Here is a 13865-nt window from a genome sequence, read left to right as displayed (position 1 = left end):
GGCTGCCGGCCCCTCAGCGTTCACAACGCGAGCCCGCCGTCGACGATCAGCTCGGCGCCGGTCATGAAGGGACAGCCCCGCGCGGCCAGGAACAGCACCGCGCGAGCGATCTCGCCGGCCGTCCCGCGGCGTCCGAGCGGGGTGGCGGCGGTGACCGTATCGATCTGCTCACCCGGCAGGACGTCGATCATCGTGGTGCCGATGAAACCCGGGGCGACCGAGTTCACCCGCACCCCGTGCGGCCCGAGCTCGACTGCCGCGCACTTCGTCATGCCGCGGACAGCCCACTTGGTGGTCGAATAGCCGATCTGGTTTGCGTAGCCGCGATGCCCCCCGATCGACGAGAGGTTGACGATCGAGCCCGTCCCGGCCCGCTTCATCGCCCCGGCCACCGCGCGCATCCCCAGGAACACCCCGAGCTGGTTGACCCGGTAGTGCCGGTCGAAGTTGTCGACGCTCGTTCCGCTGATGTCGGAACCGGGATCGAGGATCCCGGCATTGTTGACGAGGACGGTGATCTCTCCGAGCTCGGCACGGACGTGCGCGGTGAGCGCGTCCCAGGACTGCTCGGAGCTGACGTCGTGCGGCAGGTAGCGGTGCGCCGGTCCCAGCTCATCGACGAGCGCGTGGCCGTGCTCAGCCGAGCCACCGGCCACGACGACGGACGCCCCCGCGCCCGCGAGCGTGGTGACGACGGCGGCACCGATGCCGCGGCTGCCGCCGGTGACGACCGCGACGTCCCCGGTCAGGTCGCTGATTGCGTCCGTCATGCCGGCTCCTCGCCGGGACGAACGGCGCGGAGCCAGTCGCTGAGCGCCGCCGTGACCGCCTCGGGCTGCTCCTCGGCGAGCAGATGGCCCGCACCGGGGATCGGCACGTAGGTCGAGTCCGGCAGGTGGGCGTGCATCACGCGGGCGTGTTCGAGGTCGATGCCACGGTCGTCCTCACCGTGCAGGACCAGCGCGGGCACGGTGATCCGGGCCAGGTCCGCGGTCCGGTCCGGCTTGTCGATCCACGACCGGTACTCGCCGTACAACGATCGCGCCGGGCGTGCGCGCCACGCCGTCGTCCAGCGTTCGATCAGCTCGGGCCGGTCGGTGAGCGCGCGCTCTCCGAAGATCACCGACCGGAACGCGTCGATCACGGACTCCGGAATCGGGCCGTCGATGTCCAGGGGCTCGAGCAGTGCACCGAACTCGCGGCGTTCCCGATCGGTGTAGGCGGCGGAACGGGTCGCCATCAGGACGAGCCCGGCGACCCGTTCCGGGTACCGCAGTGCCAGCTCGACGGCCATGAACCCGCCGACCGACATGCCGGCCAGCACGAAGCGGTCGATACCGGCGGTGTCGGCGACCGCGAGCGTGTCGTCGACCAGGTCGTCGAGGGAGCGTTCGGTGCCGTACCGGGTGGTACCGGCCCGGCTGGTCCACGCGACCGTCCGGTGGTCCTCGGACAGCACCTCGGTCTGGGGCAGGAACATCGTGCGGTCGAGCAACGTGCCGTGGCTGAGGAGTACCGGCGGGCCGTGCCCGGTGTCGGCCACGTCGGTGTCGGGCAGCGGCGCGATAGCGGCCATGGGGGCCTCCAGAGGGTGTCGAAGGACGCGCACCGGATCAACCGGCGGTGGTCTCGGCGGGCTGTTCGTCGGTCAGCGACCTGCCCCCCGTCTCCGGCAGGAAACGGATCAGAACGATCCCGACCGCCAGCGCGATCACGGCCAGATAGAACGCCGCGGCGACGACGGTGCCGGTGGCCGCAGTCAGTGCCGCCGCGACGAGTGGCGCGGTTCCCGCTATCGGACCGACACCGAGGCTGTAGGCCAGTGCCGCGCCGCTCGAGCGGGTCCGGGCGGGGAACAGCTCGACCAGCACGATCGAGGACATGACGTTCAGCCCGGCCTGCGGGATCGCGAACAGGCACATGCCGAGCAGCGCGAGCCACGGCGAACCCGAGCCGATCAGCATCAGGACGGGGACGGCGAGCACAGCGTGCCCGATCGCCGAGCCGATGTAGACCGGCCGGCGGCCGATCCGGTCGGACAACCGGCCGGCGGGGACGCAGAGCGCGACGTACCAGACCAGCGCGACCGATGTCACGAGCAGCGCGGCAGGGCGTGAGCCGGCCACGGACATGGCGTTCGCGAAGTAGGTCGCGAGGTAGTAGAAGCCGACGCCGGTGACCGACGCACAGGCGAACGCGATGAGCAGGGCCCGCCGCTCGGTGCGCAGCGCCTCGCGCAGTGGGGCGGCGGCGACGGCGCCCTGGGCCCGCAGCTCCCGGTAGACCGGGGTCTCGTCGATCCGAAGACGCAGGTAGAGCCCGACCAGACCGAGCGGGGCGGCCAGCAGGAACGGCAGCCGCCATCCCCACGCCTGCATCTGCTCCGGCGACAGCGCGGTCTCCAGCGCGAGCACCGACACGATCCCGGTGACGATCGCCAGACCGCCCGAGGCGGAGATCAGCGCCGCCCGCGCGCCGCGTTTCCCGGGTGGGGCGTACTCGGCGAGGAAGGCCGATGCGCTGGTCCACTCGCCACCGGCGGAGAGGCCCTGCACGCAGCGCAGCAGCACGAGCAGGACCGGCGCCCAGAAGCCGATCGCGCCGTAGCCGGGCAGCACGGCGATCAACGTGGTCGCCACGCTGATGCCGATGACCGCCGTGGACAGCGCGATGCGGCGGCCGTACCGGTCCCCGATCGATCCCAGCACCGCGCCGCCGAGCGGGCGGAACACGAACGCCACTCCGAAGACCGCCAGCGAGGCGAGCAACGATGTCACCGCGTCGTCGGTCGGGAAGAAGACCCGGCCGAGGATCACCGCGACCGCGCCGTACACGGCGAAGTCGAACCACTCGGTGAAGTTTCCGATCAAGGTGGCGGACACCACCCGGCGGGACGCCGGCGAGGTCATGCCGGTCATGGGGCTCCTTTCCGGAGCGCTCGTGGGCGGCCGCGGAGCTGCGGCTCGCCCGTCGGGACTGCGTGGGACGCGGTACCGCTGCCGGGCCGGTCAGCCGGCGACGACGCTCATACCGCCGTCGGCCATCACGACCGAGCCGACCAGGTAGGCGGCCCGGTCCGATGCCAGGAAGGCGATCACCTCGGCGATCTCCCGCGGCTGCGCCGCGCGGCCGATCGGGGTGCCGCCGCCGTGGTTGGCGAGGAAGCCGGGACCGTCGTCGTGGATGTCGTCGAGGATGTGGGTCACCGTGTCCCCGGTGCCGACCGCGTTGACCCGGATTCCTGCCTCGATGGCCTCGAGTGCGGTCACGCGGGTCAGCTGGGCGAGCGCGCCCTTGGACGCGGCGTACGCCGCGATCGTCGGAAACGCCTGGTAACAGGCGTACGAGCCGACGTTCACGATCGCGCCGGAGCCCTGCGGCGCCATCGCGCGCAGCGCCTCACGCGAATGCAGGAACGCGCCTGTCGCGTTGACGGCGAGGACCGAGTTCCACTCGTCGAGGGTCATCTCGACGACGGTCCTGTTGATGATGATCCCGGCGTTGTTGACGAGCACGTCGAGCCGCCCGAACCGCTCCCGGGCCAGCGCGACGGCCCGCCGGGCGCTGTCCTCCTCGGCGACATCGGCGACCAGCGGCGCGACCGAGTCCGATCCGAGGGCCTCGACCCCCGGATCCCGGTCCTCGGCGACGACCCGGGCGCCGCGTTCGACGAGCAGCTCGACCGCGGCCCGGCCGATGCCGCTCGCCGCGCCGGTGACGATCGCGACCGTGCCCTCGAACTCGGCGTGGCCCACGGCGCTCACCGCCCGGCCGTCGAGTAGTCGATGACCCCGCGGATGATCTTCCCGTCGCGTAGGTCCTGGTAGCCCTCGTTGATCTCGTCGAGGGTGTAGCGCCGGGTGATCAGCTCGTCGAGCTTGAGCCGACCGGCGTCGTAGAGCCGCAGCATCCGGACGATGTCGTGCTGCGGGTTCGACGAGCCGAACAGCGTTCCCTTGATCGTCTTCTGGTTGAAGACGAGATCCGAGCCGGAGACGTGCACGGTGAGCGCGGCCGGGTCGGCGACACCCGTGACGACGACGGTGCTGCCCTTGCCGATCACGTTGAACGCATCCGTGACGACCTGTTCGGTCATCACACCGACGACGCAGATGGCCTGGTCCGCACCTTCGCCCCAGGTCAGCTCCTTCGTCGCGGTCGCCGCCTCGTCAGCGGTGGCGAACACGTGGGTGGCTCCGAAGTCGAGGGCGGTCGTGCGCTTGAACTCGACCGGGTCCACACAGATCACGTACTTCGCGCCGGCGTGCGCGGCGCCCTGCACGGCGTTCATCCCGACCCCGCCGAGGCCGTAGATCACGACGGTGTCGCCGGGCCGGACTCCCCCGGCGTTGACCGCGCTCCCCCAGCCGGTGGGCACGCCACACCCCACGAGGACGGCCTTGTCCAGTGGGAGCCAGTCGTCGACCTTGACGCAGGACATCTCCGACACGGTGGCGCGCTCGGAGAAGGCGCCGAGCATGCAGAACCCGCCGATGTCACCGAGCTCCGGGTCGTGCATCCGGAAGGTGCCGTCGGGCATGCAGCCCTCGAGGATGGTGGCGCCGGAGTTGCAGAGGTTCTGCTTCCCGGTCGAGCAGTAGCGGCAGGTGCCGCAGGCCGGGGTGAAGCTGCACACGACGTGGTCGCCGGGCGCGATCCTGGTGACGCCGGGGCCGACCTGCTCGACGACGCCGGCGGCCTCGTGACCACCGACGATCGGGAAGCGGACGACGTTGTCGCCGTCGACCATGTGCAGGTCCGAGTGGCACAGACCGGCGGCGGACATCCTCAGCAGGACCTCGCCGGCGCGGGGTTCGTCGAGCTCGATCTCGCGGATCTCGAAGGGTTTGTGGTAGCCGGTCAGTACGGCGGCACGGGTCTTCATGTCATCTCCTGACGGAATGGGGGGCGGCCTCAGCCGTGGAAGGTCCAGACGGACTTGGTCTCGAGGTAGCCCTCGAGACCGTCCGGACCGAGGTCGCGGCCGTAGCCGGACCGGCGGAAGCCGCCGAAGGGGGCAGCCGGATCGGTCAGGCCCCAGCCGTTGACATAGACGGTGCCCGCGCGCAGCGCCCGGGTGGCGCGGTGCGCGGTACTCACGTCGCGGGTCCACACGCCGGCGGCGAGGCCGTACTCGCTGGCATCGGCTCGCTGCAGGACCTCGTCGGTGTCGTCGAAAGCGAGCACGGTCAGGACCGGACCGAAGATCTCCTCGGTCGCGCAGGCCATCTCGTCGTGCGCGTCGGAGACGACCGTGGCCGGGTGGAAGAAGCCCTCGGCCGGGACGTCGGGGCCGACGTGCACGGTCGCGCCCTGTTCCCGGGCCAGGCGGACGTGCCCGGCGACCCTGTCCTGCTGGGCCGCGTTCACCAGCGGCCCGAGCTCCGTGCCCCGGGCGAGACCATGCCCCGGACGCAGCCCGTCGGCGATCGCGGTCAGTCGCCGGACGATCTCGTCGTGCACCGAGCGGTGCACGAACAGTCGCGACGGTGCGCTGCAGGTCTGACCGGAGTGCCAGAACAGCCCCGCCGCCGAGCCCTCGACGGCGGCGTCCAGGTCGGCGTCGGCGAAGATGATGTTCGCGCTCTTCCCGCCGAGCTCCAGCGTGACCCGCTTGACCTGGTCCGCAGACCGGCGGGCGATCTCCTGGCCGACCGCCGTCGAGCCGGTGAAGGTGATCTTGTCGACCAGCGGGTGGTCGACCAGCGCCCGCCCGGCGTCCGCGCCGCGGCCGGGCACCACGTTGAGCACCCCGGGCGGCAGACCGGCCTCGACCGCCAGTTCGGCCAGCCACAGGGCGGAGTGCGGGGTTTCCTCCGACGGCTTGAGGACCACGGCGCACCCGGCCGCCAGCGCGGGCGCGAGCTTCCAGCCGCACAGCAGCAGTGGGAAGTTCCAGGCGGTGATCGCGCCGACGACCCCGACCGGCTCCTTCTCCGTCGCGATGTGGATGCCGGGGTGCGATGTCGGGACGGTCGATCCGACGATCTTCGTCGGCCAACCCGCGAAGTAGTGGAAGGCGCGGGCTGCGAAGTCCACGTCGATCGACCGGGCCGCACCGCGCACCTTGCCCGCGTCGAGCACCTCGAGCTCGGCAAACTCATCGGCTCGGTCGAGGATCGCGTCACCGATCCGGTGCAGCACCTTGCCCCGCTCGAGCGGGGTCATCCTCCGCCACGGTGATCCGGGACGGAATGCCCTCGCCGCGGACCGGACCGCCCGGTCGATGTCGTGCGCGTCGCCGCAGGCCGCCGTGCCGATCCGGTGGCCGCTCGCCGGGTCGACGACGGCGAGCTCGCCCCCGTGTGTGGCGGACACCGCGGCGCCGTCCACGAACAGGTGTGGTTGCAGCGCGAGCCGCTCGGACACCGCGCCGGCCACCTCGGGGGCCTCACTGGTGAAGGTCATCATTGCCCTCCATGGATATTTGATACAAACTACGGCGATACGGGAGCACATCCGCTCTCGACGAGATCGACTCCACGTGCAGCTCGCCTGCCGTGCAGAGGGTCACAGAGATTGCCGGCCGAGGCAAGCGTCAACGTCGTCTAACTTGTATCAAAGATCAGTCATCAGGCGGTCCCGCCCGCCGGATCCACACTCCGTCCAGGAGGCACCGATGCCGTCCGCCGAGACCTCGTCGTCGACCGCAGTGCGCGGCCGACCGTTCCGTGAGGGGCTCCTCGCCCTCGAACCACCCCGGTTGCTGGGATCGCGCTGCACCGACTGCGGTGCGGCGAGCTTCCCGGCCCGCGCGTTCTGCCCGTCCTGCCGGACCGGAGCCGTCGAACCCACCGAGCTCTCGCCCGACGGACGGGTGCACTCGTTCACCGTGGTCCGTCAGGCACCGGCGGGGGTCGAGGTTCCCTACACGCTCGCCTGGGTCGATCTGCCCACGGACCGCGTCCGGCTGATGGCGCAGGTCGTCGGCGTCGTACCCGAGGCGGTCGCCCTGGACATGCCGGTGGCCCTGGAGCTCACCCCCTTCGGCACCGCCGAGGACGGCGCCGAGCTGGTCGGGTACCGGTTCCGGGCCACCGGGGAGGTCGCGCCGTGAGCCCCGCCCCCGCCCACGTCGCCGGCGCCGGGATGGTCCGGTTCGGCAAGTACCCCGCCGAGGTCACGCTCGAGTCGATGGCGCTCGGAGCCGCCCGCGCGGCCCTCGCCGACGCCGGCGCCGGCCTGGGCTCGGTCGACGGCCTCTACGTCGGGCACGTCTTCGGCGGGCCGGTCGCCGGGCAGCGGATCGCCGCCCAGCTCGGGCTCGACGGGCGTCCGGTGTCCAACCACGAGAACTACTGCGCCAGCGGCGCCACCGCGGTCCGCGAGGCCTGGGTCGCGCTCGCCGCAGGGCTGCACGACGTCGTGCTGGTGATCGGCGTCGAGAAGATGACCGACCGGGTCGCCGGCGGGGTCCGCCCCGATCCCGGCGACCTCGATGCCGCCGTCGGCTACGTCATGGCGGCCGGGCACGCGATGAGCGCCCGGCGCTACCTGGCGGACCACGAGGCCACCCGGGAGCAGATCGCCGCGGTGGCGGTCAAGAACCACGCGCACTCGGTGCACAATCCCTGGGCCCAGTACCGCAAGCCGATCTCGCTGGATCAGGTCCTGGGTGCCAGGCCGATCGCCGAGCCGCTCGGCCTGCTGGACTGCAGCCCGATCTCCGACGGTGCGGCGGCCGTGCTGCTCTGCAACCCGGCCGGGCTGCGCAGGCTGGGGATCGCCCCGACCGGTCCCCGGGTACGCGGCGTCGGGCTCGTCAGCGGCTCCGTGCAGACAGGTCTCGGCGACATCAACGCCGAGGACGTGTCCCGCCGGGCCGGGAAGGAGGCCTGGCGGCTCTCCGGCGTCGAGCCCGGCGAGATCGACCTCGTCGAGATGCACGACTGCTTCACGATCGCGGAGATCGTCCGGATGGAGGGTCTGGGTCTGGTCCCGCACGGACGCGGCGCGGCGTGGGCCGCGGAGGGGATGACCGCCCTGGGTGGCCGGTTGCCGGTCAACCCGAGCGGAGGCCTGCTCTCCCGCGGGCACCCGGTCGGGGCGACGGGCGTCGCACAGGTCTGCGAGCTCACCTGGCAGCTGCGCGGTACCGCGGGTGGACGGCAGGTCGACGGGGCCCGCACGGCACTGGCGTACTGCAAGGGCGGCACCGTCAACGGCACCGACGGCGGGTCCGTCACCACGGTGGTGATGACGGCATGAGCTCCACGACCGCTGAGATCGTCCGCGGGGCGGGTGCGCTCGTGCCGGTGGTCCGCGACGCGATGACCCGGGTCCACCCGAGTGCCCCGGTGGCCGTGCTGGCGCCGTGGATCCCGCCGCTCGCCCCGCTCGCCGAGCTGACCGACGACCGGCTGAGCACCGACGTCGGCGACCCGCTCGACGCCGTACTGACCGACGTGCAGGCTGTTCTCGGCGGGCTCGGCCGGCTGGTGTTCGTACTGCCGCACGTGCCACTGATGGCTGCCGCAGGTGGCACGGCCGCGTCCGCCGTCGCGAACGGGGTGCTCTCCATGGCCCGCACGCTGTCCATCGAGCTCGCCCGGGACGCCGTGACCGTCAACGTGGTGGCCGTCGACGCCGCCGCCCCGGCCGTCGAGGCGCTCGCCGCCCAGCTCGGTGTGCTGGCCGGCCCGGGCGGCGACGCCGTCACCGGACAGGAGATCTACCTGACCGCGGGGACCGACCTGGGGAGGCTGCGCCCATGACCGGAACAGCACTGGTCACCGGGGGTGCCGGCGGCATCGGCCGCGCGGTCTGCGCGCGGCTCGCCGCCGACGGGTTCACCGTGCTGCTCGCGGATCTCGACCGGTCCGCAGCGCAGCTCGCGGCGAGCACGATCGGGCACGGCGTCGAGCCGTGGGCACTGGACGTGACCGATCCGGAGTCCCGCCGCGCCGCGGTGGCCCGGGCCGATGCGCTGGGTGGAGCCGACCTGCTGGTCAACTGCGCCGGCGTGCTGCGGGACGCCCGGATCCGCAAGCTGGATCCCGCGGTGTTCCGTCGCCTGAACGAGATCAACCTCCTCGGCCCGCTCGCGATGATCCGCCTGGCCGCCGAGGGCATGGCGGAGCGCGGCCGGGGCTCGATCGTCAACGTCGCCTCGCGGGCCTGGCTAGGCACGTTCGGTTCGGCCGCCTACTCGACCGCGAAGGGCGGCCTGGTCGGTGCCACCCGGTCGTTGTCGCTCGAACTGGGCCCGCGCGGGATCACCGTCAACGCCGTGGCACCGGGGTTCGTCGACACCCCGATGACCGACAGCCTGCCACCCGAGATCCGTCGCCGGGCCCTCGCCGCCATCCCGGTCGGCCGGGCCGGAACCCCGGACGACGCGGCCTCGGCCGTCGGCTATCTCGCGGGCGCCGGCTACGTCACCGGGCAGGTGCTCGTCGCGTGCGGCGGCCGCAGCGTCGGCGACCCGTACTCGGAGGATGGACACTGATGGGAGACGACATGCCGGACGGGCCGCTGCACGGGATCCGCGTCGTGGAGTTCGCCGGCCTCGGGCCCGGCCCGTTCGCCGCGATGCTGCTGGCCGATGCCGGTGCCGATGTGATCCGGGTCGACCGGCCGGCCGGTCCGGTGGACGGCGGAGCGCTGACCCGCGGCCGTCCGTGGATCGGCCTCGACCTCAAGACCGGCACCGGACACGCGACCGCCGCAGAGCTGATCGAGCACGCCGACGTGCTGATCGAGGGTTTCCGCCCGGGTGTGATGGAACGGCTCCGGCTGGGTCCGGAGACGTGCCTCGCCGGGAACCCGCGCCTGGTCTACGGCCGGATGACCGGCTGGGGACAGGACGGGCCGCGGGCGCGCGAGGCCGGGCACGACATCAACTACCTGGCCGTGACCGGCGCGCTGCGCTCCATCGCACGCCGCGGCGAGGCCCCGGTCCCACCGCTCAACCTGGTCGGCGACTACGGCGGGGGCGGGATGTTACTCGCCTTCGGGATCACCACGGCCCTGCTGGAACGACAGGCGAGCGGCCGGGGCCAGGTCGTCGACGCCGCCATGACCGACGGGGTCAGCCTGCTCATGACCGGAATCTGGAGCCGTGCGGCGCAGGGGCGCTGGTCGACCGAGCCCGGTACCAACGACATCGACTCGGGCGCGCCGTTCTACGACGTCTACCGGACCGCCGACGACGAGTACGTGGCGGTCGGCGCGATCGAGCCACAGTTCTGGGCCCGCCTGCTCGATGGCCTCGGTCTCGATCCTGCCGAGCTGCCCGGCCAGTGGGACCGGGAGCGCTGGCCCGAGTTGAAGAAGCAGGTGGCCGAGGCGTTCGCCGGCCGCACCCGCGCCGGGTGGAGCGCTGTGTTCGCCGATCGCGACGCCTGTGTCACACCGGTGTTGAGCATGGCCGAGGCTCCCGGGGACTCCCAGATCGCCGCGCGCGGCACGCTGACCCCCGGCCCCGGGGGCCCGCAGCCCACACCCGCCCCGCGGCTGGCCCGGACACCGCTGCGAACACGATCCCCCGGCACCGTGGCCGAGATTCTCGACCGGTGGGGCGTCGCCACCGGGGATCGGCGATGACCGCGGTGAGCAGGTCCCGCTCCGGCGAGCTGATAGTTTATTCAGATTCCGACCGTCGACGGCGAGGAGACATCATGCCCGGGCGGTCGCCCGCCACGCCTCGCGTGCAGCGCCGTGCGATGGCGGTGGAGGTCGCTGAGCACGTCCGGTCGATGATCTTCGACGGCCGGCTCCGCGCGGAACAGCGGGTCCCTCAGGACGCGATCGCGACCGAGCTCGGGGTCAGCCGGCTACCGGTCCGCGAAGCACTCATCACCCTCGAGTCCGACGGGCTGGTCGCCTCGGAGCCGCATCGCGGGACCTTCGTCGTCCCCATCCGTTCCGAGGACATCGAGGACCACTACCGGCTCTACGGGATGGCACAGGGTCTCGCCGCGGCCGGCGCCGCGCGGCGGATCACCGAACCGGTCCTGAGCAGGCTCGACGAGCTGCACCGGAGCATGTCGGATGCCGACGATCCGGATCTCGTGCACGACCTGAACTGGGAGTTCCACTCCCTGATCAACCACACCGGGGCCAGCAGGCGGACCCTGTCCGTGCTGCGCCAGCTCTCGCACAACCTCCCCCGCGAGGTGTACGGGATCCCCCAGGCGGCAAGCCCGACCGCGACCGCGCAGCACGCGGCCATCGTCGAGGCGCTGCGCGCCCGGGACGGTGCCGCGGCCGACCGGCTGAATCAGGAACACGTGCGCGCCGAGGGCGACGAGGTCGTCGCCGTCCTCAAGCGCAACGGCATCCTGTCCGACTGAGCACGCCCGGCAGCAGCCCCTCACGCATCCACAATCCGTATCAAAGATCAGAACTGGACGTCCGATGTCGTACATTCCGACCGCCGGATCCGGCTCAGCACACACCGCCACCACCCTGCCCGAGGCCGTCGACCGGCAGGCGTCGCTCCGGCCGGACGACGACGCCGTCGTGGCCGCCGACGGCCGGCTGACCTGGTCCCAGCTCGCCGGACGGGTGAGCACGCTGGCGAGCGCCCTCGTCGCGGAGGGAGTGCGGCCGGGAGACCGGATCGGCGTGCTGCTCCCGAACGGGCTGCGGTGGATCGTGTCCGCGCTCGCCGTGCAGCACGCCGGCGCGACCGTCGTACCGATCAACACCTGGTACCGGTCGGCGGAGATCGCCCACGTGCTCGACGAGGCCGCCATCACCCTGGTCGTGACCGAGGAGAGCGTGTTCGGGCGCGACACCCTCACCGAGCTGGCGGCCGCCGGGCTCCCCGAGCGGGTCCCGGGCGCCCGGACCGGCGCACTCGTCTGGAACGCCGGGGAAGCCCTCCCCGCGACGGTCCGGCCGGCCGGCCCCGCACACCCGGTACCCGGCGCACGCCAGGACGGCCTGGCCTACGTGTTGTTCACCAGCGGATCGACCTCCCGGCCGAAACCCGTCCCGCTGCGCCACGACCTGCTGCTGCGCAACGCGGCCGAGATCGGAGCCCGGCAGCGCCTCGTCGCCGGGGACCGCCTGTGGATCTCCGCACCCTTCTTCTTCGGCTACGGATGCTCGAACGCGCTGCCGGTGGCCTTCTGCCACGGGGTGACCCTGTGCGTCGAGGAACGACCGGCCGGGGACACCTCCCTGGAGTTCATCGACCGGGAACGGTGCACCGTCTACTACGGGTTCGGCCCCACCACCAGGAACCTACTGGCGGCTCCCGGGTTCGGGCGGCACGACATCTCGTCACTGCGTACCGGGACCACCGGCTTCACCCACGAGGACCGGCGGCTGGTGCTCGAGGAGCTCGGGATCGCCGGGATCTGCAGTGTCTACGGCCTCACCGAGGCCTACGGGCACTCCACGATGACCGAGCCGGACGATCCGCCCGAGATCGTGCTCGGCACCGCAGGGCGAGTGCTCGACACCCAGGAGATCCGGATCACCGACGACGACGGCCGGATCCTGCCGGTCGGCGAGACCGGGGAGATCGAGCTGCGCGGCTGTGTGATCGACGGGTACCTCGGCGACCCGGTACTCGGCCACGACACGTTCCGCGACGACGGCTGGCTGCGCACCGGCGACCTCGGATCGCTGGACCACGAGCAGCGCCTGCGGGTCGTCGGCCGGAAGAAGGAGATGGTGAAGGTCAAGGGGATCAACATCGCGCCGATCGAGGTCGAGGAGCTGCTCTGCAGCCATCCCGGTGTCGATCAGGCGTTCGTGGTCGGAATCGAGGACGCCCAGGGCTCCGAGCAGATGGTCGCCGCGGTGGTTCCCCGGGGTGTCCCGTCGGCCGATCTCCCGCAGCAGCTCGACGCACACGTGCGCAAACGTGCGGCCGGCTACAAGGTCCCGAGCAGGATCGAGATCATCGCACTCGCCGACGTGCCGCTCACCGACACCGGGAAGTTCAGCAAGCGGCTCCTGCGCGACCGGCTCGCGGGAGGTGCCCGGTGAGCACCCGGACACTCGCCGCCGGGATCGGGTTCACCGAGGGACCGCTGTGGACCGATGACGGGCGACTGCTCGTGGTCGCGCTCTCCCGGGGATCGGTCGTCGAGATCGACCTCGACGGCGGGGTCCGCAGCAGCGTCGACGTCGGCGGGGGGCCCAACGGTCTCGCGCAGGATGCGCGGGGTCGGATCTGGGTCGCGCAGAACGGCGGCGCGGTCCGTGCGAGCAGCTCCGCGCGTCCGGCACGACCGGGACTCCAGCGGATCGGACCGGACGGCGTCACCGACCTCCCGATCCCCGGCGCGCTGGCGCCGAACGACCTCACGATCGGGCCGGACGGCCGGGTGTGGTTCACCGATCCCGGCCCGCCCGGGGCGACCGGGCACGGCCGGGTCTGCGCTCTCGACAGCAGCACAGGCGCGGTCGAGGTGATCCTCGACGACGTCGACTTCCCCAACGGGCTCGCCGTGGCGGGTGACGAGCTGTACCTCGCCGGCACCTCGCTCGGGATCGTGACCCGGCACCGCTGGGACGGGTGCAGGCTGCTCCCCGCCGGGGACCCGCTCGTGGTGCCCGGCGGCGGACCGGACGGCCTGGCCCTCGACGTCGAGGGGCGGGTGTACGCGGCGGTACCCGGGGCGGACGCGATCGTCGTCCTCGGCACGGACGGCGCGGTCGAGGAGACCATCGGATTCGACGAGCCCACTTTCCCGACCAACCTGTGCTTCGCCGGCCCGGACCTCGATCTCCTCGTCGTCACCGCCGCGAAGGGGGGTCGGGTGCTCGTGTGTGAGCGGGAGTCGGACGTGCCGGGCCGCCCGCTCACCGACGGCCGGGCCTGAGCGACGAGCGGACCGCCCGGCGGGGTGCGCCGCCGTGTGGAGGTGCCCGCCGGGCGGCACCGGCACCAGGAGTTCAGTCAT

The 13865-nt window shown here is 72.2% G+C and carries 14 protein-coding genes; 8 read left to right on the top strand and 6 right to left on the bottom strand.

Going from position 1 to position 13865, the window contains the following annotated elements; all coding sequences use genetic code 11:
* Positions 1-20: 20 nt before the first annotated feature.
* The 6 genes from Pdca_RS04190 to Pdca_RS04165 form a co-directional block, all read right to left on the bottom strand.
* On the bottom strand, positions 21-770 hold the full coding sequence (locus Pdca_RS04190) for an SDR family NAD(P)-dependent oxidoreductase (protein WP_197719919.1): 750 nt from the start codon (positions 768-770) through the stop codon (positions 21-23).
* Positions 767-1576, bottom strand: a complete 810-nt coding sequence (locus Pdca_RS04185) for an alpha/beta fold hydrolase (protein ID WP_232021409.1) — start codon at positions 1574-1576, stop codon at positions 767-769. Before Pdca_RS04185 ends, Pdca_RS04190 begins: the two co-directional genes overlap by 4 nt.
* A 37-nt stretch (positions 1577-1613) precedes the next feature.
* Positions 1614-2918 carry an MFS transporter gene (locus tag Pdca_RS04180; protein ID WP_232021408.1) on the bottom strand — a complete coding sequence of 435 codons (1305 nt, stop codon included), beginning with the start codon at positions 2916-2918 and terminating at the stop codon, positions 1614-1616.
* Between the two features lie 90 nt (positions 2919-3008).
* The gene (locus Pdca_RS04175; protein ID WP_085915205.1) at positions 3009-3764 is read right to left on the bottom strand and encodes an SDR family NAD(P)-dependent oxidoreductase; all 756 of its coding nucleotides are present in this window, start codon (positions 3762-3764) and stop codon (positions 3009-3011) included.
* Positions 3761-4885, bottom strand: coding sequence for an NDMA-dependent alcohol dehydrogenase (locus Pdca_RS04170; protein WP_085915204.1), 1125 nt, complete (start codon positions 4883-4885; stop codon positions 3761-3763). Before Pdca_RS04170 ends, Pdca_RS04175 begins: the two co-directional genes overlap by 4 nt.
* A 29-nt stretch (positions 4886-4914) precedes the next feature.
* Positions 4915-6408, bottom strand: coding sequence for an aldehyde dehydrogenase family protein (locus Pdca_RS04165; protein WP_085915233.1), 1494 nt, complete (start codon positions 6406-6408; stop codon positions 4915-4917).
* A 211-nt stretch (positions 6409-6619) separates the two neighbouring features.
* Between Pdca_RS04165 and Pdca_RS04160 the strand changes: the two genes are divergently transcribed.
* From Pdca_RS04160 to Pdca_RS04125, 8 genes are all read left to right on the top strand, one after another.
* Positions 6620-7057: a Zn-ribbon domain-containing OB-fold protein gene (locus Pdca_RS04160; protein ID WP_085915203.1), complete on the top strand. Its 438-nt coding sequence runs from the start codon at positions 6620-6622 to the stop codon at positions 7055-7057.
* Positions 7054-8208, top strand: coding sequence for a thiolase family protein (locus Pdca_RS04155; RefSeq protein ID WP_197719918.1), 1155 nt, complete (start codon positions 7054-7056; stop codon positions 8206-8208). The genes Pdca_RS04160 and Pdca_RS04155 overlap by 4 nt, the downstream gene beginning before the upstream one ends.
* The gene (locus Pdca_RS04150) at positions 8205-8714 is read left to right on the top strand and encodes a hypothetical protein (protein ID WP_085915202.1); all 510 of its coding nucleotides are present in this window, start codon (positions 8205-8207) and stop codon (positions 8712-8714) included. The genes Pdca_RS04155 and Pdca_RS04150 overlap by 4 nt, the downstream gene beginning before the upstream one ends.
* Positions 8711-9448 (top strand): SDR family NAD(P)-dependent oxidoreductase, encoded by a 738-nt coding sequence (locus Pdca_RS04145; RefSeq protein WP_085915201.1) that lies wholly within the window; start codon positions 8711-8713, stop codon positions 9446-9448. Before Pdca_RS04150 ends, Pdca_RS04145 begins: the two co-directional genes overlap by 4 nt.
* Entirely contained in the window at positions 9448-10545 is a 1098-nt protein-coding gene (locus Pdca_RS04140) for a CaiB/BaiF CoA transferase family protein (protein ID WP_085915200.1), read from the top strand. The genes Pdca_RS04145 and Pdca_RS04140 overlap by 1 nt, the downstream gene beginning before the upstream one ends.
* A 74-nt stretch (positions 10546-10619) precedes the next feature.
* On the top strand, positions 10620-11294 hold the full coding sequence (locus tag Pdca_RS04135; protein ID WP_232021407.1) for a GntR family transcriptional regulator: 675 nt from the start codon (positions 10620-10622) through the stop codon (positions 11292-11294).
* Between the two features lie 64 nt (positions 11295-11358).
* Positions 11359-12945 (top strand): class I adenylate-forming enzyme family protein, encoded by a 1587-nt coding sequence (locus Pdca_RS04130; RefSeq protein WP_085915198.1) that lies wholly within the window; start codon positions 11359-11361, stop codon positions 12943-12945.
* The gene (locus tag Pdca_RS04125; RefSeq protein ID WP_085915197.1) at positions 12942-13784 is read left to right on the top strand and encodes an SMP-30/gluconolactonase/LRE family protein; all 843 of its coding nucleotides are present in this window, start codon (positions 12942-12944) and stop codon (positions 13782-13784) included. Before Pdca_RS04130 ends, Pdca_RS04125 begins: the two co-directional genes overlap by 4 nt.
* The last annotated feature ends 81 nt before the right edge of the window (positions 13785-13865 follow it).

This window comes from Pseudonocardia autotrophica, from assembly GCF_003945385.1.
Taxonomy (GTDB): domain Bacteria; phylum Actinomycetota; class Actinomycetes; order Mycobacteriales; family Pseudonocardiaceae; genus Pseudonocardia; species Pseudonocardia autotrophica.
The sequence above is the reverse complement of the archived record's forward strand: the minus strand, read 5'-3'. Positions and strand labels throughout refer to the sequence as shown.